Source organism: Teichococcus wenyumeiae (assembly GCF_003696345.1).
Lineage (GTDB): Bacteria > Pseudomonadota > Alphaproteobacteria > Acetobacterales > Acetobacteraceae > Pseudoroseomonas > Pseudoroseomonas wenyumeiae.
Map to the genome: position 1 here is coordinate 478,309 of NZ_RFLX01000002.1, position 23,100 is coordinate 501,408.

At 70.0% G+C, this 23,100-nt stretch carries 25 protein-coding genes; 9 read left to right on the forward strand and 16 right to left on the reverse strand.

Annotation, left to right across the window (positions count from 1 at the left end; all coding sequences use genetic code 11):
- Nucleotides 1-126 precede the first annotated feature (126 nt).
- A complete protein-coding gene (locus tag EBE87_RS05280) occupies nt 127-582 on the forward strand; it encodes an Lrp/AsnC family transcriptional regulator (protein ID WP_120640285.1) in 456 nt (151 codons plus the stop codon).
- Nucleotides 583-837: 255 nt separating this feature from the next.
- On the opposite strand, the gene EBE87_RS05285 is transcribed toward EBE87_RS05280, so the two are convergent.
- The 13 genes from EBE87_RS05285 to EBE87_RS05335 form a co-directional block, all read right to left on the reverse strand.
- Nucleotides 838-2,337: a carboxypeptidase M32 gene (locus tag EBE87_RS05285; protein ID WP_120640286.1), complete on the reverse strand. Its 1,500-nt coding sequence runs from the start codon at nt 2,335-2,337 to the stop codon at nt 838-840.
- Nucleotides 2,334-3,014 carry an SURF1 family protein gene (locus EBE87_RS05290; protein ID WP_120640287.1) on the reverse strand — a complete coding sequence of 227 codons (681 nt, stop codon included), beginning with the start codon at nt 3,012-3,014 and terminating at the stop codon, nt 2,334-2,336. Before EBE87_RS05290 ends, EBE87_RS05285 begins: the two co-directional genes overlap by 4 nt.
- Nucleotides 3,015-3,067: 53 nt before the next feature.
- The gene (locus tag EBE87_RS05295) at nt 3,068-3,910 is read right to left on the reverse strand and encodes a cytochrome c oxidase subunit 3 (RefSeq protein ID WP_120640288.1); all 843 of its coding nucleotides are present in this window, start codon (nt 3,908-3,910) and stop codon (nt 3,068-3,070) included.
- Between the two features lie 14 nt (nt 3,911-3,924).
- Nucleotides 3,925-4,047, reverse strand: a complete 123-nt coding sequence (locus tag EBE87_RS30285; protein WP_267898232.1) for a hypothetical protein — start codon at nt 4,045-4,047, stop codon at nt 3,925-3,927.
- Nucleotides 4,044-4,682 carry a cytochrome c oxidase assembly protein gene (locus EBE87_RS05300; RefSeq protein ID WP_120640289.1) on the reverse strand — a complete coding sequence of 213 codons (639 nt, stop codon included), beginning with the start codon at nt 4,680-4,682 and terminating at the stop codon, nt 4,044-4,046. The genes EBE87_RS30285 and EBE87_RS05300 overlap by 4 nt, the downstream gene beginning before the upstream one ends.
- A gap of 30 nt (nt 4,683-4,712) precedes the next feature.
- Nucleotides 4,713-4,844 (reverse strand): hypothetical protein, encoded by a 132-nt coding sequence (locus tag EBE87_RS30290; protein ID WP_267898233.1) that lies wholly within the window; start codon nt 4,842-4,844, stop codon nt 4,713-4,715.
- On the reverse strand, nt 4,841-5,797 hold the full coding sequence (locus EBE87_RS05305) for a heme o synthase (RefSeq protein WP_120640290.1): 957 nt from the start codon (nt 5,795-5,797) through the stop codon (nt 4,841-4,843). The genes EBE87_RS30290 and EBE87_RS05305 overlap by 4 nt, the downstream gene beginning before the upstream one ends.
- 20 nt (nt 5,798-5,817) lie before the next feature.
- Nucleotides 5,818-7,404, reverse strand: a complete 1,587-nt coding sequence (gene ctaD / locus EBE87_RS05310; protein ID WP_120640291.1) for a cytochrome c oxidase subunit I — start codon at nt 7,402-7,404, stop codon at nt 5,818-5,820.
- 53 nt (nt 7,405-7,457) lie between these two features.
- Entirely contained in the window at nt 7,458-8,390 is a 933-nt protein-coding gene (gene coxB / locus EBE87_RS05315) for a cytochrome c oxidase subunit II (RefSeq protein ID WP_120640292.1), read from the reverse strand.
- 273 nt (nt 8,391-8,663) lie between these two features.
- Nucleotides 8,664-9,023 (reverse strand): ArsR/SmtB family transcription factor, encoded by a 360-nt coding sequence (locus EBE87_RS05320; protein WP_367608530.1) that lies wholly within the window; start codon nt 9,021-9,023, stop codon nt 8,664-8,666.
- A gap of 1 nt (nt 9,024) precedes the next feature.
- The gene (locus tag EBE87_RS05325; protein ID WP_120640115.1) at nt 9,025-9,753 is read right to left on the reverse strand and encodes a class I SAM-dependent methyltransferase; all 729 of its coding nucleotides are present in this window, start codon (nt 9,751-9,753) and stop codon (nt 9,025-9,027) included.
- Nucleotides 9,754-9,881: 128 nt separating this feature from the next.
- Nucleotides 9,882-10,796, reverse strand: coding sequence for a DMT family transporter (locus tag EBE87_RS05330; protein WP_233553376.1), 915 nt, complete (start codon nt 10,794-10,796; stop codon nt 9,882-9,884).
- Between the two features lie 74 nt (nt 10,797-10,870).
- On the reverse strand, nt 10,871-11,590 hold the full coding sequence (locus tag EBE87_RS05335; protein ID WP_158601000.1) for an SIMPL domain-containing protein: 720 nt from the start codon (nt 11,588-11,590) through the stop codon (nt 10,871-10,873).
- Between the two features lie 111 nt (nt 11,591-11,701).
- Between EBE87_RS05335 and EBE87_RS05340 the strand changes: the two genes are divergently transcribed.
- From EBE87_RS05340 to EBE87_RS05370, 7 genes are all read left to right on the forward strand, one after another.
- On the forward strand, nt 11,702-12,637 hold the full coding sequence (locus EBE87_RS05340) for a LysR family transcriptional regulator (RefSeq protein WP_120640117.1): 936 nt from the start codon (nt 11,702-11,704) through the stop codon (nt 12,635-12,637).
- Nucleotides 12,638-12,711: 74 nt separating this feature from the next.
- A complete protein-coding gene (locus EBE87_RS05345; protein ID WP_120640118.1) occupies nt 12,712-13,392 on the forward strand; it encodes an SCO family protein in 681 nt (226 codons plus the stop codon).
- Nucleotides 13,393-13,478: 86 nt separating this feature from the next.
- A complete protein-coding gene (locus EBE87_RS05350) occupies nt 13,479-13,769 on the forward strand; it encodes a hypothetical protein (protein ID WP_120640119.1) in 291 nt (96 codons plus the stop codon).
- 124 nt (nt 13,770-13,893) lie between these two features.
- Entirely contained in the window at nt 13,894-14,526 is a 633-nt protein-coding gene (locus EBE87_RS05355; protein WP_120640120.1) for a peroxiredoxin, read from the forward strand.
- The gene (locus EBE87_RS05360) at nt 14,526-15,536 is read left to right on the forward strand and encodes a cysteine synthase A (protein ID WP_120640121.1); all 1,011 of its coding nucleotides are present in this window, start codon (nt 14,526-14,528) and stop codon (nt 15,534-15,536) included. The genes EBE87_RS05355 and EBE87_RS05360 overlap by 1 nt, the downstream gene beginning before the upstream one ends.
- Before the next feature lie 341 nt (nt 15,537-15,877).
- Entirely contained in the window at nt 15,878-17,419 is a 1,542-nt protein-coding gene (locus EBE87_RS05365) for an acetolactate synthase large subunit (RefSeq protein ID WP_120640122.1), read from the forward strand.
- A gap of 440 nt (nt 17,420-17,859) precedes the next feature.
- Nucleotides 17,860-18,168 carry a YciI family protein gene (locus tag EBE87_RS05370; protein WP_120640123.1) on the forward strand — a complete coding sequence of 103 codons (309 nt, stop codon included), beginning with the start codon at nt 17,860-17,862 and terminating at the stop codon, nt 18,166-18,168.
- Here EBE87_RS05370 and EBE87_RS05375 read toward each other — a convergent pair.
- The 3 genes from EBE87_RS05375 to prpC form a co-directional block, all read right to left on the reverse strand.
- The gene (locus tag EBE87_RS05375) at nt 18,147-18,716 is read right to left on the reverse strand and encodes a 3'-5' exonuclease (RefSeq protein ID WP_120640124.1); all 570 of its coding nucleotides are present in this window, start codon (nt 18,714-18,716) and stop codon (nt 18,147-18,149) included. The two genes, EBE87_RS05370 and EBE87_RS05375, sit on opposite strands and share 22 nt — an antisense overlap.
- Before the next feature lie 2 nt (nt 18,717-18,718).
- Nucleotides 18,719-18,874: a hypothetical protein gene (locus tag EBE87_RS28950; RefSeq protein ID WP_158601001.1), complete on the reverse strand. Its 156-nt coding sequence runs from the start codon at nt 18,872-18,874 to the stop codon at nt 18,719-18,721.
- 79 nt (nt 18,875-18,953) lie between these two features.
- Nucleotides 18,954-20,105 carry a bifunctional 2-methylcitrate synthase/citrate synthase gene (gene prpC / locus EBE87_RS05380; RefSeq protein WP_120640125.1) on the reverse strand — a complete coding sequence of 384 codons (1,152 nt, stop codon included), beginning with the start codon at nt 20,103-20,105 and terminating at the stop codon, nt 18,954-18,956.
- 150 nt (nt 20,106-20,255) lie between these two features.
- On the opposite strand from prpC, the gene EBE87_RS05385 reads away from it, so the two are divergent.
- Entirely contained in the window at nt 20,256-23,048 is a 2,793-nt protein-coding gene (locus tag EBE87_RS05385) for a phosphoenolpyruvate carboxylase (protein ID WP_122139916.1), read from the forward strand.
- Nucleotides 23,049-23,100: the final 52 nt, after the last annotated feature.

Sequence of the window (23,100 nt, forward strand, 5' to 3'; positions counted from 1 at the left end):
ATGCCTCCGACAGCGCCTCACCAGGGGCACGGCATGTTCATCCGCATCATGGCAAAAATTCTGTTTCCTCTGCCGCAATCCAGGCCAAATCGCGCAGGTTCTTCCGCCATAGGGTAGGCCCGATTCATGGATTCCACCGATTATCGCATCCTGCGCGCGCTGGCGCGCAATGGCCGGCTGACCAATGCCGAACTGGCCGAGGAAGTGGGCCTCTCCCCTTCCCCCTGCTGGACGCGGGTGCGGCGGCTGGAGCAATCAGGCGTCATCAAGGGCTATGCGGCGCTGCTGGACCAGGCGGAGCTGGGCCTGCCCGACACGGTCTTCGTCGAGGTCATGATGGAAAAGCATGACGAGGCTGCCCTGGCCCACTTCGAGCAGGCGGTGAACAGCACGCCCGAAATCCTGGAATGCCACCTGACCACCGGCGACTACGACTACCTGATCAAGGCGGCTGTCAGCGGCACGGCCGGCTACGAAGCTCTGCTGCGGGAGAAGCTCTACCGGCTGCCAGGGGTGCGCCATACCCGCAGCGCCTTCGCACTGCGCTGCCTGAAGCGGAGCCTTTCACCGATCGCGTCCTGAACGGCCGGGGCCAAAGAGGGCTCCGCCCTCTCTGGACACTCCCGCCGGGGTGGAAAGTCCACCCCCGGACCCCGCTGCCGGTTTTGAGATTTGGCCGAAAAGGCGCGGTGTCATCCTTTAAGGATTCCGCAAGGGCAAGGAGGCCGAGGCCTTAGCCGCCGGTTATGAAGCTGATGACGGGGTCTGGGGTGACCCTGTCACCCCAGGCGGGGGTGTCCAGAGGGGACAGCGCCCCCTTTGGCCCCGGCCAGAGCATCAGGCGTTCAAGTAACGACCGCGTAGGTGATTAGTGAAATCCGAGGGGTCCAGCGGCTTGCCGGTGGCGGCGCGGAGCAGATCCTGGAAGCCCAGGCGCGAGCCCTGCCCATGCACCGCCTGCCGCAGCCAGTCGCGCAGCGGCGTGAAGTCGCCCTGCGCCAGGGCGGCGTCCAGCCCTGGCTCCGCCTCGCGCGCCGCGCGCATGAGCTGGGCGGCGGCCATGGCGCCCAGGGTATAGGACGGGAAATAGCCGAAGGCGCCGTCGTACCAGTGGATGTCCTGCAGGCAGCCGCGCGCGTCGTCCGGCGGCGTCAGACCCAGCAGGCGGGCGAAGCCCTCGTTCCAGGCGGCGGGGATGCCCTCCACCTCCAGCTCGCCGCCGATCAGCGCGCGCTCCAGCCGGAAGCGCAGGATGACATGGGCTGGGTAGGTGAGCTCATCGGCATCGACGCGGATGAAGCCGCGCTCTACCCGGCGCCAGAGGGCCGCGAGATTGGCGGGGTCATAGGCTTCCGCCGCGCCGCCGAAGCTGGCCTGAAGCTGCGGGCCGATGAAGCGCAGGAAGGCGTCCGACCGGCAGGCCTGCATCTCGATGATCAGGCTCTGGGATTCATGCGCGGCCATGCCGGCGGCCTCGCCCACCGGCTGGCGCGCGAAAGCGGCGGGCAGGCCACGCTCATAAAGGGCATGGCCGGTTTCATGCAGGACGCCGAACAGCGCCTGGGCTACGGAATCAGCACTGTAGCGAGTGGTGATGCGCACATCGGCCGGCGTGCCGCCGCAGAAGGGATGCGTGCTTTCATCCAGCCGGGCATGGTCGAAATCCAGCCCGACACGCTCGGCCATGGCACGGCAGAGCGCCTGCTGCTGCGGCACCGGGAAGGGCCCGGCCAGCGGGCGCGGCGTCGGGCGGCTGGCCTGGAGGGCCTCGGCCTGGAGGGCCTCGGCCTGGGGCAGGGCTTCCCGCAGGAACTGCTCGTAGGCGGCGAAGATGGGCTCGACATCGCTGGCGCCGATGCCGCGCTGGTAGCCTTCCATCAGCGCGTCGTAGGGTGAGAGGCGGGTGGCCTCGGCCAGGGCGGCGGCGGTCTCGCGCTGGAGGCGCACCACCTCCTTCAGTGCCGGGGCAACCAGGGCGAAGTCGGATTGCGCGCGGGCATGACGCCAGCGGGCCTCGCAGGCGGCATTGGCGCGGGTGGTGGCCTCCACCAGCGCGGTGGGCAGCGCCGTGGCGCGACGGTGCGTCTGCCGCATCAGGTCGAGGTTGGCGCTGTCCCACTCGCCCTCGGCCTGGGCTTCCGCCAGATCCTCGGCCACCTGCGGCGCCGTCAACAGCTCATGCGACAGGCCGGAGAGGGCCGCGAGCTGCTCGCCACGCGCCTCGGCGCCGCCGGGCGGCATCACGGCGGCGGCGTCCCAGTGCAGCATGGCCTGGGCTTCGCCCAGCAGCGTGATGCGGGCGAAGCGGGCCTTCAGGCGGTGGTAGGCGGCGTTCATGCGGAATCCTTCAGGCGGGCGCGGGCGAAGGCGATGAAGACGCCCAGCGCCGAGAGCGCCAGCCCGTACCAGGTGATGGCATAGCCGAGATGGCTGTTGGTGGGGCGCGGCAGGGTCTGCGCTGGCTGCGGCAGGGTAGTGCCAGCCGGTCCCATGGCCACCAGCGCGAAGGGCGCGAGGCCAGGCTGGCCGATGGCGGCACCGATGGCGGCGGGGTCCAGCGTGTAGAAGCGGCGGGTGGCGGGATCGTCGGTGGCGCTGACCATGCTGGCGGCCTCGCCGGGGCGGACATAGCCCTCGACCCGCACGGTGCCCTCCGGCTGGGAAAGCGGGCCGTGCTCCAGCGGCACCCAGCCACGGTCCACCAGCAGCGGTGGCGCGCCCGCGCGCTCCAGCGGCACCAGCAGATGCGTGCCGAGCGTCGGGCCACGCACCTCCACGCCCAGGGTCACGGCCTGGTCATGGCGGAAGCGGCCTTCGGTGAAGACCTTGGTGTAGTCCTGGGGATGCTCGGTGAGCGGAAGGGGGGGACCGGCCTCAGCGGCGGCGATGGTCGCCAGCAGCTCGGTCTTCCAGCGCAGGCGCTGGACCTGCCAGGTGCCGAGGCCGGCCAGAATGGCCAGGACCGGCAGCAAGGCCAGGGTGGGAAGCAGGAGACGGCGCCAGCGGGACTGCATGCCGGCGCTTCTAGCCCCGGCCCTCCCCTGGCGGGAAGGGCCGGGCCGTCAGGTCAGTGCTGCGCGATCTCGCCCACGCCCATGACGTAGACGGCGACGAAGAGGAACAGCCAGACCACGTCCACGAAATGCCAGTACCAGGCGGCGGCCTCGAAGCCGAAGTGGCGCTCCGGCGTGAAGTCGCCGCGGCGGGCGCGGAGCCAGCAGACCGCCAGGAAGATGGTGCCGACGATCACGTGGAAGCCGTGGAAGCCCGTCGCCATGAAGAAGACGGAGGGATAGATGCCGCCGCCATGGAAGGAGAAGGGCGCCTCGGCATATTCGTAGAACTGGAAGAAGGAGAAGGAGAGGCCCAGCAGCACCGTCAGGCCCAGGCCCTGCAGCATGCCCTTGCGGTCACCCTCGATCAGCGCGTGGTGCGCCCAGGTCACCGTGCAGCCCGAGAGCAGCAGGATCATGGTGTTGAGCAGCGGCAGGCCCAGCGGGTCGAAGGTATGGATGCCGGCGGGCGGCCAAATGGCCTTGGCGGCGCCGGAGACATGCTCCGGATACAGGTAGAAGTGGAAATAGGCCCAGAAGAAGGCCACGAAGAACATCACCTCGGAGGCGATGAACAGCACCATGCCATAGCGCAGGCCGATGCGCACGATGGGGTTGTGGACGCCCGGCTGCTTCGATTCGCGGATGATGTCGCGGAACCAGAAGAACATCGAGGCCAGCACGCCCAGCAGGCCGACGCCGAACACCCAGTGCACATTATGCTGCGCGAAGAGGATGATGCCGAAGACCAGCAGGCCGGCCGAGAGCGAGGCCACCAGGGGCCACGGGCTGGGATCGACCAGATGGTAGGGATGCTTGTTGTGAGCGGGGGCAACCGCGCTGTCGGTGCTGGCCATTGGTCTTCCTGGACTCAAGACGTCACGCGAAGGGTCGGACAGGGCAGGCTGCCCCGGCCATCCGGAACGATATGCTGCATCAATCCCGAAATCAGGGTCGCGATCAACCCCGTCACGGTGACCTGCAGCATGGTCATGGTGTAGCCGTCTGCGGGCCGGCGGGCGAGACCAGCTCGGTCCGCTTGCCCACATGCTCCCCGGCCTTTGCCAGCGCGCCGGCGCGCTCGGCATCGGCCAGGGTGCGGAAATAGGTGTAGTTGATGGTGATGGTGCGGATGCCCCGGGTGCCCGGGTCCTCCGCCATCTTCGGGTCCACCCAGAAGGCGATCGGCATCTCCACCTGCTGGCCGGGTTCCAGCGTCTGCTCGTCGAAGCAGAAGCAGGCGACCTTGTGGAAATAGGGGCCGGCGACCTCGGGCGTCACGTTGTAGGTGGCGATGCCGGTGACCGGCGTCTGCGCCAGGTTCTTCGCCGTGTAGAAGGCCATGCCTTCCTGGCCGAGGGCCAGCGTCTCCGGCCCCTGCCCCGGGGCGAATTTCCACGGCAGGCTGGGATGCACATTGGCGTTGAAGCGCACCGTCACGCGCTGGTCCGTGGCGCCAGGCGCCACGCCGCCGATCTGCGGCGTGCCGTTGTAGCCGGTGACGGCGCAGAAGATGGCGTAGAGCGGCACCGAGGCGAAGGCGAGCCCGACCATGGAGGCCGCCACGCCGCCGGCGATGAAGCCGAGGCGGCGGTTGCGGCGGGCGAGATCGGGATCTGTCGCGGCCATGGATGGGGCTCCTCTCGTCGAACTCGGGCGTCAGCCGCGGGTCAGGCGGGCCATGGCGATCAGGTAGACCAAGGCCACCAGACCCAGAAGCGCCAGCAGCACCGCCCAGTTGCGGCCGCGGCGGCGGCGGATGAAGGCGGCCTTCTCCTCGGGCGTCATCATGCCGGGAAGACCAGGATATCGGCCGCCAAAGCCGTCAGCAGCGCGAAGAGATAGATGATGGAGAAGCGGAAGGCGGCCCGCGCCGGGGCGTCGTTGCTCAGGCTGCGCCCGGCCTCGTCCTGCACGTCGCGCTTCACGCGCCACATGTAGTGCAGGAAGAAGGCGCCCAGCACGGCGGCGGCGGCGCCATAGGCGAGGCCGGACATGCCAATGGCGACCGGCACCAGCGTGACCGGCACCAGCAGCAGGGAATAGAGCCAGATCTGGCGGCGCGTCTCCTTGGCGCCGGCCACCACCGGCAGCATCGGCACGCCGGCGCGCTGGTAGTCGCCCGAGGCGTAGAGGGAGAGCGCCCAGAAATGCGGCGGTGTCCAGAAGAAGACGATGGCGAACATCGCCATGGCCTCGATCGAGACATGGCCGGTGACGGCCGCCCAGCCGATCATCGGCGGGAAGGCGCCGGCGGCGCCGCCGATGACGATGTTCTGCGGCGTCCGGCGCTTCAGCCACATGGTGTAGATGAAGACATAGAAGCCGATGGAGCCGGCCAGCACGGCCGCGGCCACCAGGTTGGTCGCCAGCCCCATGATGACCACCGAGGCCACGGCCAGGAAGACGCCGAAGCTCAGCGCCGCCTCCGGCTTGATGCGGCCGGCGGGGATGGGACGGTTGCTGGTGCGGCGCATGACCGCGTCGATGTCGCGGTCGTACCACATGTTGATGGCGCCCGAGGCGCCCGCCGCCACCGCGATGCAGAGGATGGCGGTGGCCGCCAGCACCGGGTGGATCGGCCCCGGCGCCACCAGCAGGCCGACGAGGCCGGAGAAGACCACGAGCGTCATCACCCGCGGCTTCAGCAGCGCGAACCAGTCGCGCACCTCGCTGAGATCGAGATCCTCGGACGTGCCGAGGGGGGCAGAAGCCCCCCCCCGCTGCATCGCGCTGTCGCTCATGGCGCTAGCTCCATGCCCCTTTAGCGAATGCGGGGCAGTTCATCGAAGGTGTGGAAGGGCGGCGGGGAAGAGACCTGCCATTCCAGGGTGGTCGCGCCCTCGCCCCAGGGGTTCGCCGGCACCGGCTCCTTGTTCGTGAAGGTGCGGTAGCAGACGTAGAAGAAGAACACGAAGGACGCGATCGCGATGTAGGACCCGAAGCTGGCGACCATGTTCCAGCCGGAGAAGGCATCCGGGTAGTCCGGATAACGGCGCGGCATGCCCTGGGCGCCCAGGAAGTGCATCGGGAAGAAGGTCAGGTTCACGCCGATGAAGGTCAGCCAGAAATGGATCTGGCCCAGGCGCTCGGGGTACTGCTTCCCGCTCATCTTGCCGATCCAGTAGTAGAAGCCGGCATAGATGCCGAAGACGGCGCCCAGCGACAGCACGTAGTGGAAGTGCGCGATGACGTAGTAGGTGTTGTGCAGGATCACGTCGACGGAAGCGTTGGACAGCTTCACGCCGGTGACGCCACCCACCGTGAACAGGAAGATGAAGCCGATGGCGAACAGCATCGGCGTCTTGAAGGTGAGCGAGCCGCCCCACATCGTGGCGATCCAGGAGAAGATCTTGATGCCCGTGGGCACCGCGATGATCATCGTGGCGGCCATGAAGTAGGCCCGCGTGTCCACCGAGATGCCGGAGGTGAACATGTGGTGCGCCCAGACCACGAAGCCCACCACGCCGATGGCCACCATGGCATAGGCCATGCCGAGGTAGCCGAAGATCGGCTTGCGCGAGAAGGTGGACAGGATGTGGCTGATGATGCCGAAGGCCGGCAGGATCATGATGTAGACTTCGGGGTGGCCGAAGAACCAGAACAGGTGCTGGAACAGCACCGGGTCGCCACCGCCGGCCGGGTCGAAGAAGGAGGTGCCGAAGTTACGGTCGGTGATCAGCATGGTGATCGCGCCGCCGAGCACGGGCACGGAGAGCAGCAGCAGGAAGGCGGTGACCAGCATGCCCCACACGAAGAGCGGCATCTTGTGCAGCGTCATGCCCGGGGCGCGCATGTTGAAGATGGTGGTGATGAAGTTCACCGCGCCCAGGATGGAGGAGGCGCCCGCCAGGTGGAGCGAGAACAGCGCCATGTCCACGCCCATGCCGGACTGGTACTGGCTGTTCGACAGCGGCGGATACAGCGTCCAGCCCGTGCCGGCACCACCCACGAAGAGGCTGCCGCCGGCCAGCAGCAGCGCCGGCACCAGCAGCCAGAAGGAGATGTTGTTCAGGCGCGGGAAGGCCATGTCCGGCGCGCCGATCATGATCGGCACGAAGTAGTTGCCGAAGCCGCCGATCAGCGCCGGCATGATCACGTAGAAGACCATGATCACGCCGTGCGCGGTCACGGCCACGTTCCACATCTGGCCGTCGGCGAAGATCTGCATGCCCGGGTTCTGCAGCTCGATGCGCATCAGCAGGCTGAGCCCGATGCCCAGGATGGCAGCGACCACAGCGAAGATCAGGTAGAGAATCCCGATGTCCTTGTGGCTGGTGCTGAAGAACCAGCGCTTCCAGAAACCCGGCGCGTGGTCGTGGTCGTCATGCGTATGTGTGGCGGTCGCCATCTGTCCGTCCGTCCCGCTTCCCGAACCCAAAAACCGTTCTCAATCCGCCAAGATCAGCGGTGCAGTTCCGCGACCTGGGCGGTGCCCGGCGCGGTCGCGGTTGCCTCAGACGCCACCTTGGCCGGAGCCGGGGCCACGCCGTTCTCGGCCATGAAGCGCGTCTTCGCATCCGCCAGCCAGGTCTCGTATTCGGCCTGGGGCACTGCCTTCACAACAATCGGCATGAACCAATGGTTCTGGCCGCAGATCTGATTGCACTGGCCATAGAAGGTGCCCGGCCGGTCGGCGCGGAACCACGTCTCCAGCGTACGGCCGGGGATGGTGTACTTCTGCACGCCGAGGCTCGGCACGAAGAAGGAATGGATCACGTCCTGGCCGGTGGTCAGCACCCGGATGTTCTTGCCCACCGGGATCACCAGGGGGTTGTCCACGTCCAGGTTGCGCAGCTGGCCCGGCTTCAGGTCGGCATCCGCGATCGGGTAGCTGTCGAAGGCCAGGTTGCCGGCGTCAGGGTAAGCGTAGTGCCAGTACCACTGGCGGCCCGTGACATTGATCGTCATCTCCGGGTCCACAGCCCGGTCCTCATAGTAGATGAGGCGGAAGGAGGGGATGGCGATCACGATCAGGATCAGCACCGGCACCACGGTCCAGGCCACTTCCAGCACCGTGTTGTGGCTGGTGCGCGAGGGCACGGCGTTGGCCGCGGCCCGGAAGCGCCACATCACATAGGCCAGCAGCACGCCGACAAAGGCGGTGATGGCCACGATGATCCAGAGCACGAGCTGGTTGAAGTCGTGGATGGCTTCCTTCACCGGCCCGGCCGCCGGCTGCAAATTGACGCCCCAGTTCTGCGGCGCAATCACTTCCGCCGCCGTCTGGGCGCCCTGTGCCAATGCCGGCGCCGAGGTCATGCCCAGCGCCAGCGCCAAGGCCAGCCCGGCCAACGCGGAACCCCCCGCGAGCCGCGAAACGATCGTCCGCCGCATTCCCAATCCCGTCCGTCCGTTCTTCATGCGTCCGCCGTCCCACGCACCCCAGGCCGGGGTAAGCGTGACTGCGCCACGCGCCGCCCCGAATCGTATGCCAGGCGCACCGCGCAACCCAGCCCCCGGTACTCCTCCCCTGCGAGAGGGGGAGCCCAGGCTTCCGCCGGACCATAGTCGCGCGCCCCACCACCGCACAAGTCAGCGGGGCGCCGGGCATCCGTTGAACCTTCGTTCCGGGGGCTTTTTTGCGCCGAATCCGGGGCGCCGGGCGGGCTAGGGCGAGGCTGGCGGCGCCGACTCGCCTTCCGCCTCGCCTTCCGCGACATGATCCACCATGTCGGAGAGCATCGAGCGGATGTGGCCGTCGGTGACGGCGTAGAGCACCTGGCGGCCGCGCCGCTCCGCCTGCAGCAGCCGCGCCGCGCGCAGCAGGCGCAGGTGGTGGGAGGCGAGAGAGGCGGAAATGCCGATGCGCTCGGCCATCTCGCCCACCGGCGATGGCTCGGCCAGGCAGGCCAGGATGATGCGCAGCCGCGTCGGGTCGCTCATCAGCCAGAACATGCCGGCCAGCTCGACGACCTCGTCGTCGCCGACACGGGAGGTGGAGGCGCGGCCGGGCGAGGGCCGCGCCACGTCAGGCGGCGGCGGCCGGCGTGGCGGCGGCCCCGCCCGCCGGGGCGTTGCGCACCTGCACCAGCGTGAAGAGCCCGCCGGGCTGGCAGGGCTCGACGGCGTCGAGCTGCACGGCGGCGGGGTCCAGCAGGTCGGTCAGCGCGAAATCCGGGTGCCAGCCCAGGATGCGGGAGAGCGGCGCCATGGCGCGCTCCACCCACCAGCGGGGCCCGGCCTCGGCGGCGAAATGGTTCACGAAGAGCAGGTGGCCGCCCGGGCGCACCACGCGGCGCATCTCGGCGAAGAGGGCCTTGGCGTCCGGCACAACAGAGGCGGTGAACATGGCCACCGCGATGTCGAAGGAGCCGTCGCGGAAGGCCATCTTCTCCGCGTCCATCTCCAGCAGCCCTTCCACATGGGAAAGACGCTCGGCGCGGACGCGCTCATCGGCCTTCATCAACATCTCGCGCGACAGGTCGATGCCCACCACGCGCTTGTCCCGGTTGTAGCGCGGCAGCGCCAGGCCGGTGCCGACGCCGACCTCCAGCACCCGCGTGCCGGGCAGGCGGTTGACCGCCGCGACGGCCCGGCGGCGCCCAAAGGCGGAAACGCCGCCGAAGACCGCGTCGTAGACGCCGGCCCAGCGACGATAGGCATCCCGTACGGATGCGGCATCCAGCGCCGCGCGGGGGTGATCCCGCAGTGTCGCCTCGGCCGTCTGGTTTCGGGGTGCCTCTATGATGCTGGCCATACCTTGTCCTCGCGCCGGCCATCCGCTAGCGCCTGCGGCCCCCGGTGGCAAGTGCTCGCGCGAGCGGCCCTGAGGCGTTTCCGCCTCCGCGCCCGGCCCTGCCGCAGGCCTTCCGGGACGGCCGTCGGTCATGCTGTTCGTCCTCCCTTCCTCCGGACAGGCCATGCCACCAGCAGCCCGCCGCCGGCAATGATCGCCGCGCCGGAGAGCGTGATGCCATCCGGCTTCTGCCCGAATACAACCGCCGAAGCGATCAGGGCCCAGAGAAGTTGCGAATACATGACGGGGGCGAGAAGGCTGGCCGGCAGGCGGGTGAAGGCCAGCACCAGCAGCCCGTGCCCCGCCGCCCCCAGCGCACCCAGGGAGATCAGCCCCAGCCAGACCCAGCCGGCGGGAATCGGCCCCGCCGTGCCGGGCCATTGCCAGATGAAGGGCTGCGCCAGCGCCAGCAGCAGGGCCCCGGCCACGCCCGTATGCAGGATGGTGGTGCGCGGGTCGTCGATCACCGCCAGCCGCCGCGTCAGGATCTGGTAGACGCTGAAGAGCGCGGCGTTGCAGAGCGGCAGCATGATGGCCCAGTGCGGCGCCGCGCCGCCGGTCAGGAAGGGCGGCCGCAGCGTCACCAGCACCCCCAGCAGCCCGATGCCCACGCCCAGCCAGCGGCGCCAGTCCACGCTTTCCCGCAGCCAGACGGCGGCGAGGATGACGGTGAGCAGCGGCGAGGCGAAGCCCACCGCCGTGGCATCGGCCAGCGGGATATAGGCCAGGGCGCCCACGAAGAAGAGGCTGCCGGCCAGCAGGCAGAGGCTGCGCAGCATCTGCAGCCAGGGGGCGCGGGAGCGCCAGGGCAGGCTGCCGGTCAGCACCCGGATGGCCAGCGCCACGAAGAGGACGTGGAAGACGAAGCGGACAAAGACCACCTGCCCCACCGGGTAATGCGCCACCAGCAGCTTGCCGGTGGTGTCCATCGTCACGAAGAAGACCAGGGCGACGAGGGTGAGGGCGATACCGGTGAAGGTGGCGGGCATGTCGGCGCCGATCATGGCACCGCCACCGCCCGGCGCCAGTGCGCCGGGCCGGTTTTTCGCGGCGCTTCCGCTTTATTCCGGCAGGGGTCTCAGGAGCGGGGGCGCAGCAGCACCTCGGCCTGGGCCGTGGCAGTGACCGTCACCTCCTCAGGCGCGCTGGCGGGCGGCGGGGCGGCGGCGGCGGACTGGGCGCGCATCGCCATGGCCATGCGCGGCATCGGCGCCTCCGGCGTATCAACGGAAAGGCTGCGGATGCCAGCCACCTCCATGCCCAGTTGCTCCGCCACAGCCGCGGCGCGGGCGCGCAGCGCCTCGATGGCCAGGCGCCCGGCCTCCTGCCGCGCCGCGCGGGCAGCCTCGGGCGAGAGGCTCCAGGCCATGCCATCCATCAGCAGCCCGTCACCCTGCAGCGTGCCGGCCAGTTCCAGCGCGGGGGTGGCCTGGGTGGCGCGCAGCGACAGGCCCTGGCTGGCGGTCCATTCGCGCGATTCGCCGTCGCGGTTGGTCCAGTAGCCGCCGGTGGTGGCGCGCACCTCGGCCACGCCGCCTGCCTTGGCCAGGGCGGCCTGCACCATGCGGTTCACCTGCGCCTGCACCGTGGCTGCGTCCCGCCCGCGCGCCTCGGCCCGCAGGTTCAGGCGCAGCTCGTCCGGGGCACGGGTCACCTCTCCGGTCTCGCTCAGGCGCAGCAGCGTGGTCTCGGCACGGGCGGAGGCAGGGGCCGCGGGCTGCGCCGGCACGGGCTGGGCGGCCAGGGGGCCGGCCGCCGACAGGGCCAGCAGGGCAACAAGGGTGAGGCGGCGCGGCATGGGCATACTCCCGGTAGCGGTGAATGCGTTTCCATGTTTGTCTGCAGAGCCGAAGGTTGAAGGGGGCACCCGTTGAAGCCCCCTGCCGCCCAGCCTAGCTAGGCCGTATCCATGACCCAGACAGACCGTCTCCCTGATCTGAACCTCCTCCGCCTCTTCGTTGCGCTGATGGAAGAACGCCATGTGACGCGGGCGGGCGAGCGGCTGTTCCTGTCCCAGCCCGCCGCCTCGGGCGGGTTGCGGCGGCTGCGGGAACACCTTCACGATGAATTGCTGGTGCGTGAGGGCCAGGTGCTGCGCCCCACGCCCCGCGCCGAGGAACTCTACGCCGCCATCGCGCCGCTGCTGGAGCAGATGGCGGATGCCATCGCCTCCGCCACACCCTTCGACCCCGCCACCGACCACCGCACCTTCGTGCTGGGCTGCAGCGACGCCATCGCCTTTGCCGTGCTGCCGCCGCTGCTGGCGCGCATCCGCAGCGTGGCGCCGGGCTGTTCCCTGGCCATCCGGCTGGGCGACCACCACAGCCTGCCGGCGCTGCTGACCAGCGGCGAGATCGATGTCGCCCTGGGCTATCTGGGGGACGACCTGCCGGCCAATGCGCGGATGCGCGTGCTCGGCTATTCCTCCTGGGTCGTGCTGCGCGATGCCAGCACCGGCTCGGTCGCCAGCCTCGACGACTATTGCGCCCGGCCGCATGCGCTGATCTCGGCGCGCGGCCACCTGGAAGGCAATGTGGACGCGCTGCTGCGCAGCGAGGGGCGGCAGCGCCGGGTGGTGCTGGGGCTCAGCTCCTTTTCCCTGCTGGCGGCCGCCCTGCCGGGGACGGAGCTGGTGGCGACGGTGCCGGAATATGTCGGCCGCCGCCTGGCGCAGCGCGGCGGGCTGCTGCTGGAAGCGCCGCCCATCGCCCCCTCCCCCACCGCCACCGCCCTGGCCTGGAACGGCTCCCGCGACCGCGACCCGGGCGAGCGCTGGTTCCGGGGCGAGGTGGTGAGCGCCATCCTGGAGCTGATCGCGCGCGGCAAGGGCAAGGAAGCGGCTTAGGCCCGGATGTAACGCCCGGCCTTGTGTCCGCGGGGGATATTCCTCCACCTCACCGCATCAGCTAAGCATGCGCCATGCAGCGCGTGATCCGTATTCTGGTGCTTGTTCTGATCCTGGGCCTCGGCGGCCTGTGGGGCAGTGCGTGGTTCGGCCGCGAGGCCGGGGAGCCGTTGGGCCATTCCTTCATGCGCCAGATCGCGGCGCTGACCGGGCGGGAGACCGCCCCGCCGGCGCCCGCCACCGGCATCCAGCTGCCGGCCGGCATGAACATGGGCGGCGCCTTCACCATGCTGGACCAGGATGGCCGCACCGTCACCCAGGGTGACTTCGGCGGCAAGCTGCTGGTGGGCTATTTCGGCTATACCTTCTGCCCCGATGTCTGCCCCACCGAGCTGGGCGCCATCGCCGCCGCCATGGACCTGCTGACCCCCGCCGAGGCGGAGCGCGCCACGCCGCTCTTTGTCACGGTGGACCCGGAGCGGGACACGCCGGAGCAGATGAAGAGCTACGTCTCCAACTTCCACCCGCGCATGGTGGGCCTGACCGGCAGCCAGGAGCAGGTGGCGGCCATGGCCAAGTCCTTCCGCGTTTTCTACGCCAAGGTGAAGCGGCCGGAGATGAGCGAGTATCTTATGGACCATTCCTCCTTCATCTACCTGATCGGCGCCGATGGCCGCGTGCGGGCCCTGCTGCGCCCGCAGTCGCCGCCGGAGGAGATCGCCGCCGCGATCCGCGCGCAGTTGCCGCGCGCCTGACGGTTTCGCGCCACCTTACCTTTCGTTCGGCGCGACACGCGCCGCCCCAAGACGACCAGACCAGCCCCTGAGGAGCAAGACGCGACATGGCCGAGGACGAGTTCGAGGATCTGGTCGGACGCCCGCCGCCGCGCTCCGCGGTCACGGCGCCAGCCCCGCGCTACACGCGCCGCCTGTCCGACAAGATCCTGATTGCCTTCCACCAGGCCTGCGACCAAGCGGATTTCGAGGTGGCGGAGGAGCTGCTGCATATCCTGGAGCGGATGCTGACCCGCCGCCCCGTCGCCACCGACACCAACCGCCGCAAGAACCTGGAAAGCCTGGTGGCGGCGCATGAGCGGCTCTGGCTGCTGCGCCACCCGGACAACGAGGTCTAACCCCGCGTCGGAGCGTGGGCCGGGCGAATTTCACGGATAAAGCGGCAAGCCCCCTTCTCCGGGGCGCCTTGACGCACGATCTTGCAGCGTAGTTCCCTTCAGGGAAGCATATGAGGACGCCGCAATGACCATCCAGCTCGGCCAGACCGCTCCGGATTTCGAGGCACAGACTTCGCAAGGGCCCATCCGCTTCCACGAATGGGCCGGGGATTCCTGGGTGGTGCTCTTCAGCCACCCCAAGGACTTCACCCCCGTCTGCACCACCGAACTGGGCGAAACGGCGCGGCTGAAGCCGGAATTCGACCGCCGCAACGTCAAGGTCATCGGCCTTTCGGTTGATACGCTGGAGCGGCATGAAGGCTGGAACGCCGACATCGCCGAGACCCAGGGCACGCCGGTCAATTTCCCCATGATCTCGGACGATGACCGCAAGGTCTCCGGGCTCTATGGCATGATCCATCCGGAGGCCGATCCCTCCGTCACGGTGCGCACCGTCTTCGTCATCGACCCGGCGAAGAAGGTGCGGCTGATGCTGACCTACCCGCCCTCCACCGGCCGCAACTTCCAGGAAGTGCTGCGGGTGATCGACAGCCTGCAACTGACCGACAAGCACAAGGTGGCGACGCCGGTGAACTGGCAGCCGGGCGAGCGCGCCATCATCGTGCCCTCCGTTTCCGACGAGCAGGCCAAGGACCGCTTCCCGCAGGGCTGGGAAGCACAGAAGCCTTATCTCCGCTGGGTGGAAGTGAAAAACTGATGGCCATCGCCGATGGGTTCTGGGGCGCGGTGCTGGACACCCCCCTCATCCGCCTGCACCGCGCCTCGGAAGCCACGGGCTGCGAGATCCTGGGCAAGGCCGAGTTCATGAACCCCGGCGGCTCGGTCAAGGACCGCGCCGCGCTGGGCATCCTGCAGGATGCGGTGGCGCGCGGCGTGCTGACGCCGGGCAAGCCGGGCACGGTGGTGGAAGGCACCGCCGGCAATACCGGCATCGGCCTGGCGCTGGCCGCCAATGCACGCGGCTGGAAGAGCGTGATCGTGGTGCCGGAGACGCAGAGCCGCGAGAAGCTGGACTTCCTGCGCATGATCGGCGCCGACCTGCGGCTGGTGCCGCCTAAGCCCTATGCCGACCCCGGCAACTACGTCCATGTCTCCCGCCGCCTGGCGGAGGAGATGGGCGGTGAGGCCGCCGGCGTGCTCTACGCCAACCAGTTCGACAACCCCGCCAATGGCCGCGCCCATGAGCAGACCACCGGCCCCGAGATCTGGAACCAGACCGGCGGCAAGGTGGATGCCTTCACCTGCGCCTGCGGCACCGGCGGCACCCTGGCCGGCGTGGCGCGGGCGCTGAAGGCGAAGAACGACAAGGTCCGCATCGTGCTGGCCGACCCGGAAGGCAGCGGGCTCGACGCCTGGGTCAAGACCGGCACGGTGAAGGCCAGCCCGGGCAGCTCTGTCACCGAGGGCATCGGGCAGGCGGCGCGGGCGCCGGGCAACCTGCAGGGCGCGCCGATCGACGACTCGGTCACCATCCCGGATGCCGAGGCGCTGGAACAGGTCTTCTCCCTGCTGATCGACGAGGGCATCTCGGTGGGCGGCAGCGCCGGGCTGAACGTGGCGGCGGCCATCCGCGTGGCCAAGGCCATGGGGCCGGGGCATACCGTGGTGACGGTGCTCTGCGATGGCGGCGCGCGCTACCAGTCCAAGCTCTTCAACCCCGCCTTCCTGCGCGAGAAGGGCCTGCCGGTTCCGTCCTGGCTGGCATGACGGATGGCCGGGGCCAGAGGGGGCGCCGCCCCCTCTGGACACCCCTGCTGGGGTGACAGGGTCACCCCAGACCCCGCCGGTTGTTGTGGCGCGACGTTCAGTTCCCCAGCCGCGCGCCTAATAAAAATTTTCCTGCCTGTGGGGCCGATGCCCAGACCTGTCGCCTCCGGCTTCCCGCTGAGGAACAAGACTCAAATGGATGGCGGGGTCTGGGGAGACCCAGTCTCCCCAGCGGGGGTCCAGGGGGCAGCGCCCCCTGGCCTGTCCTACCCCCCTTTCCTGAATCCGGCTTTGGCTTCACCTTCTCCGCCTCACGAACCGACCTAGAGGGGAAACGACCGGTGAACGGAGCTGAAAGCCTTGTCCACACGCTGCTGGCCAGTGGGGTGGACACCTGCTTCGCCAATCCCGGCACCAGCGAGATGCATTTCGTCGCCGCGCTGGACCGGATTCCTGGCATGCGCTGCGTGCTGGGGCTGCAGGAGAATGTCGTCACCGGAATGGCCGACGGTTACTACCGCTTGTCCGGCAAGCCGGCGGCCACGCTGCTGCATTGCGGCCCGGGCCTCGCCAATGGCCTGGGCAACTTGCACAACGCCCGGCGCGCGCGCAGCGGCATCGTGAACGTGGTGGGCGACCAGGCTACCTATCACCGCCCGCTGGATGCGCAGCTGACCGCCGATACCGAGGGCTGGGCCCGCCCGGTTTCCGGCTGGGTGCGGACCGCGACGGATGCGGCCCGCGTCGGCGCCGATGCCGCCGTGGCGGTGCAGGCGGCGCGCACCGCGCCGGGGCAGATCGCCACGCTGATCCTGCCTGCCGACACCGCCTGGAACGAGGGCGGCGTGGTAGCCGAGGCGCTGCCGGTGCCCGCTCCCGTGGCGCCGGACCCGCATGCCGTGCGCAACGCCGCGAAGGTGCTGCGCGAGAAGAAGAACGTGCTGATCCTGCTGGGCGGCGCCGGCTTGCGGGCCGATGCCCAGGCCCTGGCCTGGCGTGCGGCGCAGGCCACCGGCGCCAAGGTGCTGGCCGAGATGTCCAATGCCCGCGTCGAGCGCGGCAGCGGCCGCCTGATGCTGGAGCGCGTGCCCTATGCCGCCGATGTCGCCATCGCGGCCCTGGCCAAGTACGAGCACATCATCCTGGTGAATGCCAAGGCGCCGGTGGGCTTCTTCGCCTATCCGGGCAAGCCCAGCCTGCATTACCCGGAAACCGCCAGCATCCATGTCCTGACCCGCTACGAGCAGGATGCCGAGGCCGGCCTCCGCGCCCTGGTTGATGAGCTGGGCGCGCCCGAGGTGGCGCTGCCGGATGCCGGCCCCCGCCCCGGCATCGGCCGTGGCGCGCCGACGCCGGAAGGGCTGGCGCAGACCGTGGCCGCCCTGCTGCCGGAAGGCGGCATCGTGGCGGATGAAAGCGTCTCCTTCGGCCGTGGCTTCTTCCAGCACAGCCACGCGGCGGCGCCGCATGACTGGCTGCAGATCACCGGCGGCGCCATCGGCTGCGGCATGCCGCTGGCCACGGGCGCGGCGGTGGGTGCCGGCGGGCAGCGGCGGGTGGTGAACCTGCAGGCCGATGGCTCCGCCATGTACACGCTGCAGTCGCTCTGGACCCAGGCGCGGGAGAAGCTGCCGGTCACCACAATCATCCTGGCCAACCGCAAGTATCAGATCCTGATCGGCGAGTACCAGAATGTCGGCGCCAACCCCGGCCCGACGGCGATGAGCATGCTGGACCTCGGCAACCCCGACCTGAACTGGCTGCAGCTGGCCAATGGCATGGGCGTGGAAGCCGCCCGCGCCACCTCGCTGGAGCAATGCGCGGACCTGATGCAGCAGTCCTTCGCGCAGAACGGCCCCTTCGTTATTGAGCTGATGATCTAGCGCAAGGCGCCCACGCCGCCGGTGGCCCAGGATGGCTGCCGGCGGCGCCAGTTGCGACCCACTCGCATTTATGTGTGCCAATGGTGCTTGACGACAGCCAAGGAATGCGATGTATTGCGAATAACTCGCAGTTGCAGATGAACAACGGAGGGGCGACCACCGTCCCATCGCCTTCCGGGGGTCCCGCACTTCTCACCCCGGCCTCCGTTGTTCATCCGCCAACGAGAACCGGTTCCTGCCTGCAGGGGAGGCATGGACCGGGAGCGGGCCGGAGGGGTCGGGTGTGACTGCGAACCACCTGACCCTAAGTCCAAGGGTGCCTGAAGGGGGTGCCGGCGGACGACTAGGTTTGCACGCGGGCAGGGCGTGCAACTCCGGCCCGCGCCCCCTTCTACCTCGGCCAAGGCGGCGCTAGCCTCCTGCTGGAGGAGAACCCCATCATGCCCTTTCTGATCGAGACCTGGGACAAGCCGGACAGCCAGGCGCTGCGCCAGCAGCACCGCGCCACGCATCTGGACTTCCTGGCGGCCAATGCCGCCAAGCTGCTGGCGGTGGGCGCCAAGCTGGCCGATGACGGCAGCGACGGCGGCGGCAGCTTCTATATCGTCGATGTGGAGACGCGCGAGGAGGCCGAGGCCTTCCTGGCCGCCGATCCCTTCTCCCAGGCCGGGTTGCCGGCGCGGCATGTCACCACGCGCTGGCGCAAGGCCTACCTGGACGGCAAGTCCTACCTTCCGCCCAAGGCCTGAGCCGCGGCGCCGGCCGCGCGCCGGCGCAATTCCCGCCAGCGTTCCAGCTCCTGCTTGGCATCGGCCAGGGCGCGGTGGGCTGGCGGGCCTGCCTGCTCCGCCTCCGCCAGGGCGGCGGAAAGGATGCCATAGGCCAATCCTGCACGCTGTTCCGCCGGTACGCCGGCTTCCGCCAGGGTGGCCAGCACGGCCTCGCGCTGCGCTTCCTCGGTGTCGTGCAGGCGCAGGGCGTGGCGCGGCAACCCGGCGGCGCGCAGCAGCCGGCTGAGCCATTGCCCGTCCCAGGAGGGCGCCGAGGCATAGAGCGCATGGCCCGTCAGCACCGCCACCATGCGGCGGGCCACCACGTCATGCGGCTCCCCTTCCCGTTCCAGCGTTTCGCGCGTCAGGCCGTGGATGCCCTCGGCTTCCTCGCTCCAGTCGTCCCAGTCGGGCGCGGGACGGATCAGGTGGCTTTCTTCGCTGCCATCCTCCGCCACCCAGCCGACTTCCACGGGAAAGCCGCGCTTGCCCAGGCTGCTGGCCTCGAAGTCGAGGAAGACGATCACCGCTAGCTGCCCGAGGGTTCCACCTCGGGCGTCACCTGGGTGGCGGGGCCATCGGGGCTCTTGCGTTCCTCATCCTCCGGCCGCACCCGCTGCTGTTCCAGCCGGCGGGTACGTTCTTCCAGGGATTCGTCCTCGGTGGGGCGGGGGCTGCCGCTCATGCTGCGATTCTCCATGTCCCACCAACGCCGGAAGCGCCCGATGGTCGCGCCGTCAGCGCGACTTTAGCGGCATCCGGTCTCAGCGTGCCTTCAGCGGCACGAAGGGGCGGTTCTCCGGCCCGGTGTAATTGGCGGTGGGGCGGATGATCTTGCCGTCGATGCGCTGCTCGATCACATGCGCGCTCCAGCCCGCCGTGCGGGCAATGACGAAGAGCGGCGTGAACATCGCCGTCGGCACGCCCATCAGGTGGTAGGAGACGGCGCTGAACCAGTCGAGATTCGCGAACATCTTCTTGGTATCCGCCATCACCGATTCGATCCGGTCGGCGATGTCGAACATCTTGCGGCTGCCGACCTCGTCGGACAAATCGCGCGCCACGGCCTTGATCACCTCGTTGCGCGGGTCGCTGATCGTGTAGACCGGGTGGCCGAAGCCGATGACGACTTCCTTGGCGGCAACGCGGGCGCGGATATCGGCCTCGGCCTCGTCCGGGTCGGCGTAGCGCTTCTGGATCTCGAAGGCGACCTCGTTGGCGCCGCCATGCTTGGGGCCGCGCAGCGCGCCGATGCCGCCCGCGATGGCCGAGTAGATGTCCGACCCCGTGCCGGCGATGACGCGGCAGGTGAAGGTCGAGGCATTGAACTCATGCTCGGCATAGAGATTCAGTGAGGTGTGCATGGCGCGCACCCAGCTCTCGCGCGGCGCATGGCCGTGCAGCAGATGCAGGAAATGGCCGCCGATGCTGTCGTCGTCGGTCTCGACCTCGATGCGCCGGCCGTTCTGGCTGTAGTGGTACCAGTAGAGCAGCATGGAACCGAGCGAGGCCATCAGCCGGTCCGCGATGTCGCGCGCGCCGGCATGGGAATGGTCCTCCTTTTCCGGCAGCACGGTGCCGAGCACGGACACGCCCGTGCGCATCACGTCCATCGGGTGGGCCGCGGCGGGCACGGCCTCCAGCGCCTGCTTCACCGCCGCCGGCAGCCCGCGCAGGCTGCGCAGCTTGGCCTTGTAGCCGCGCAGCTCGCCCTGGTCCGGCAGGGCGCCATGCACCAGCAGATAGGCGATCTCCTCGAATTCGCAGCGCGTCGCGATCTCCAGGATGTCGTAGCCCCGGTAGTGCAGGTCGTTGCCGCTGCGGCCCACGGTGCAGAGCGCGGTATTGCCGGCAGGCACGCCGGAGAGCGCCACGGACTTCTTGGGCTTCACATTGGTCGTCGGGGCTTCGCTCATGGGTCTGCCTTCCTCGTTTCGCGGGCGCCAGCGCGCCTTCTGTGTCGCAGCATCCCCAATCCCGGCCGGGTTGGGAAGCCCAGGGGGAGCCCAGGGGGGCCGGGCAGAAACAGCGCGACAAGCGGGGCTTCGCCCGTGCAGCATCGCGGCATGACCGCCGCCCCTGAAGCCGCCCTGCTTTCCCTGGCCACCGAGGCCCGCCGCACGGCGCGGGGCGACCCTTTCGCCAACCCTGCTCTCAGCGCCGCCCTGGCGCTCAGCCGCCGGCTGGACGATGGCGGGCTGACCCTGGCGAAGATGGCGGAGATGGTGGCCGCCCTGGGCCGCGCCGCCTTCCACGACCGTGCGGCGGGGCTGGCGCGCAAGACCGGGCTGGCGGGCGCCGCGCCGGCCGATGCCGCCCTGGCCCTGCTGGCCACCCGCGCCGCCCGCCCCGACCCCAGCGACAGCCCGGTGCCCCTCGCCGCCTTCCGCGCCGCCTGCGAGCGCCCACGCGCGGCGGCGGTCTTCACCGCCCATCCCACCTTCAGCCTGCCCCGCCCCACCGGCGCCGCCCTGGCCCTGGCCGCCAGCGGCACGGCGCCGCAGGGCGACCTGCCGCTGCGCCCGGTGCCACCGACGCTGGAAGACGAATTCGACCAGGCCGCCACCGCCATCGCCCATGGGCGGGATGCGCTGGACCGGCTCGCCGCCGCCTTTCTCGGCACGGCGCGGGCGATCTGGCCGGACCGCTGGACCACGCTGGACCCGCGCCCGGTGATCCTGGCCTCCTGGGTCGGCTACGACACCGATGGCCGCACCGATATCGGCTGGCAGGACACGCTGCGGCTGCGGCTGCGCATGAAGCGGCTGCAACTGGCGCGGCTGGCGGCGCAGCTTGGCGCGCTGCCGGAGGATTGCACCGCCCCCCTGCGCCGGCGCACCGCCGAGGCGCTGGCGGCGGTGGAGTCGCAGCTCGCCGCCTGCCCGCCCGCCGGCACCCCCAGCGGTGAGGCGGCACAGGCCTTCGCCCGCGCCCTGCTGGATGGGCGGGAGGCGGCGCTGACCACGCCCGCGCCGCTGCTGGAACTCTTCCCCGCCGCGCTGGCGGCGGCGGCGGATGACCAGACGCGGCTCGCGCTCTGCGTCGCGCGGGCCGGGCTGGTGGCGCATGGGCTGTCGCTGGCCCATACCCATGTGCGGCTCAATGCCTCCCAGTTGCACAATGCCGTCCGGCTGCGCTTCCCCGCCCTCGGCGGCGGGCCGGAGGACCCGGCGCGGCGCCGCCACCTCTTCGCCGCCATCGACACGGCGCTGGAGGAGGCGCGGGCCGAGCCGGTGGATACCGGCGGGCTGATGGCCGAGCAGGCCAGCGCCGCCCGGCTGATGATGACGGTGGCGCAGGTCACCAAGCATATCGATGCCAGCCAGCCCATCCGCTTCCTGATCGCCGAAACGGAGAGCGGCTTTACCCTGCTGGCCGCGCTGCTGCTGGCCAGGCTCGCCGGCGTCGAGGAGCGGATTGAAATCTCCCCGCTCTTCGAGACGGCGGAGGCGCTGGAGCAGCGGGGCGAGCGGGTGGTGGACGAGGCACTCCGCTCCCCGCATTTCCGCGCCTATCTGCGGCGGGTCGGGCGGCTCTGCCTGCAATTCGGCTATTCGGATTCCGGCCGCTACATCGGCCAAGTCGCCGCCACGCATCTGATCGAGCGGCTGAAGCTGCGGGTGGCGGACCTGCTGGAACGCTACGACCTCAGCGGCCTGGAAGTGGTGCTCTTCGATACGCATGGCGAGGGCCTGGGGCGCGGCGGCCATCCGGACGGGCTGGATGCGCGCTTCGACTACCTGGACCCGCCGGCGGTGCGCGCCGCCTTTGCCCGCCGGGGCATTCCGGTGCGGCTGGAAACCGCCTTCCAGGGCGGCGATGGCTATCTGCTCTTCGGCACCCCGGCGCTGGCGCAGGCCACGGTGGCGCGCATCGCCGAACACGCCTTCGCGCCGTTGCCGCAAGGCGAGCCGGACCTCGTCTATGCCGAGGGCGGCTTCGCGGCCGATCTCTTCGCCGGCGCCCGCGCTGCCTTCAACGGGCTGGTGGAGGACCCCGGCTATGCCGCCATGCTGGGCGCCTTCGGCCCGGCGCTGCTGGACCGCACCGGCTCCCGCCCCGTGCGCCGGCAGAGCGACACCGGCGGCCCCGCCACCATCCGCCACCCGCGCGAATTGCGCGCCATCCCCAACAACGCGGTGCTGCAGCAGCTCGGCTTCCCCGCCAACCTGATGCACGGGCTGGGCCGCGGCGCGGCACGGGAGCCGGAGGCCTTTCACGAACTGCTGCGCCGCTCCCCACGCTTCTCCAATGCCCTGGCCTTTGCCCGCGCCGGGCTGGAACTCTCGGATGCCGATGTGCTGCGCGGCTATGTCGCCAGCCTGGACCCCGGCACCTGGCTGGACCGCGCCGCCCAGACCCGCCGCCCCGGCCGCGCCGCCGCGCTGCTGGCCGTGGCCCGCGCGCTGGAGGACCTGGCGCTGGGCGATGCCGCGCGCGGCGTCTTCCGCCGGCTGCGGGCGGATGACCTGGCGCTGCGCGCCGCCTGGCCCGGCACCGCACCGGCGATGAGCGACCGCCTTTTCGCCCTGCACGCGCTGCGGCTCTGCCTGATCCACCGCATCTGGCTGCTGGCGGTGGCGGTGCCGGAATTCTCTCCCCGCCACGGCATCACGCGCGAAGGGCTGGTGCACCGCCTGCTGCGGCTGGACGTGGAGGATGCCGTGGAGCTGCTGGAACAGGTCTTCCCCGCCGCGCCGCCACCGGAGGAAGCGCTGGATTTCTTCGAGCCGCCCTCCCCCCGCCATGGCGGCTATGGGCGGGAGCAGCAGGAGATCGTGCAGCCGCTGCGGCTGGCCTTCGCGCTGGTGCGGGAGATCAGCGCCGTGGTCTCGCTGGAATGCGGCGCCTTCGGCTGAGGCGCCCTTGCCGATGATGCTGGACGGGCCCCGCGATCCTTCGGCATCCTCC

Bases quoted from the DNA above. Each gene is read 5' to 3' on its own strand.
- EBE87_RS05295 (WP_120640288.1), bottom strand. From the start codon at position 3,910: ATGGCCAGCACCGACAGCGCGGTTGCCCCCGCTCACAACAAGCATCCC.
- ctaD (WP_120640291.1), bottom strand. From the start codon at position 7,404: ATGGCGACCGCCACACATACGCATGACGACCACGACCACGCGCCGGGT.
- EBE87_RS28950 (WP_158601001.1), bottom strand. From the start codon at position 18,874: ATGAGCGGCAGCCCCCGCCCCACCGAGGACGAATCCCTGGAAGAACGT.
- EBE87_RS05340 (WP_120640117.1), top strand. From the start codon at position 11,702: ATGACCCAGACAGACCGTCTCCCTGATCTGAACCTCCTCCGCCTCTTC.
- EBE87_RS05345 (WP_120640118.1), top strand. From the start codon at position 12,712: ATGCAGCGCGTGATCCGTATTCTGGTGCTTGTTCTGATCCTGGGCCTC.
- EBE87_RS05280 (WP_120640285.1), top strand. From the start codon at position 127: ATGGATTCCACCGATTATCGCATCCTGCGCGCGCTGGCGCGCAATGGC.
- EBE87_RS30285 (WP_267898232.1), bottom strand. From the start codon at position 4,047: ATGACCATGCTGCAGGTCACCGTGACGGGGTTGATCGCGACCCTGATT.
- EBE87_RS05355 (WP_120640120.1), top strand. From the start codon at position 13,894: ATGACCATCCAGCTCGGCCAGACCGCTCCGGATTTCGAGGCACAGACT.
- EBE87_RS05330 (WP_233553376.1), bottom strand. From the start codon at position 10,796: ATGATCGGCGCCGACATGCCCGCCACCTTCACCGGTATCGCCCTCACC.
- EBE87_RS05370 (WP_120640123.1), top strand. From the start codon at position 17,860: ATGCCCTTTCTGATCGAGACCTGGGACAAGCCGGACAGCCAGGCGCTG.
- EBE87_RS05300 (WP_120640289.1), bottom strand. From the start codon at position 4,682: ATGGCCGCGACAGATCCCGATCTCGCCCGCCGCAACCGCCGCCTCGGC.
- EBE87_RS05350 (WP_120640119.1), top strand. From the start codon at position 13,479: ATGGCCGAGGACGAGTTCGAGGATCTGGTCGGACGCCCGCCGCCGCGC.
- prpC (WP_120640125.1), bottom strand. From the start codon at position 20,105: ATGAGCGAAGCCCCGACGACCAATGTGAAGCCCAAGAAGTCCGTGGCG.
- EBE87_RS05285 (WP_120640286.1), bottom strand. From the start codon at position 2,337: ATGAACGCCGCCTACCACCGCCTGAAGGCCCGCTTCGCCCGCATCACG.
- EBE87_RS05290 (WP_120640287.1), bottom strand. From the start codon at position 3,014: ATGCAGTCCCGCTGGCGCCGTCTCCTGCTTCCCACCCTGGCCTTGCTG.
- EBE87_RS05325 (WP_120640115.1), bottom strand. From the start codon at position 9,753: ATGGCCAGCATCATAGAGGCACCCCGAAACCAGACGGCCGAGGCGACA.
- EBE87_RS30290 (WP_267898233.1), bottom strand. From the start codon at position 4,844: ATGATGACGCCCGAGGAGAAGGCCGCCTTCATCCGCCGCCGCCGCGGC.
- EBE87_RS05360 (WP_120640121.1), top strand. From the start codon at position 14,526: ATGGCCATCGCCGATGGGTTCTGGGGCGCGGTGCTGGACACCCCCCTC.
- EBE87_RS05385 (WP_122139916.1), top strand. From the start codon at position 20,256: ATGACCGCCGCCCCTGAAGCCGCCCTGCTTTCCCTGGCCACCGAGGCC.
- EBE87_RS05335 (WP_158601000.1), bottom strand. From the start codon at position 11,590: ATGCCGCGCCGCCTCACCCTTGTTGCCCTGCTGGCCCTGTCGGCGGCC.
- coxB (WP_120640292.1), bottom strand. From the start codon at position 8,390: ATGCGGCGGACGATCGTTTCGCGGCTCGCGGGGGGTTCCGCGTTGGCC.
- EBE87_RS05305 (WP_120640290.1), bottom strand. From the start codon at position 5,797: ATGAGCGACAGCGCGATGCAGCGGGGGGGGGCTTCTGCCCCCCTCGGC.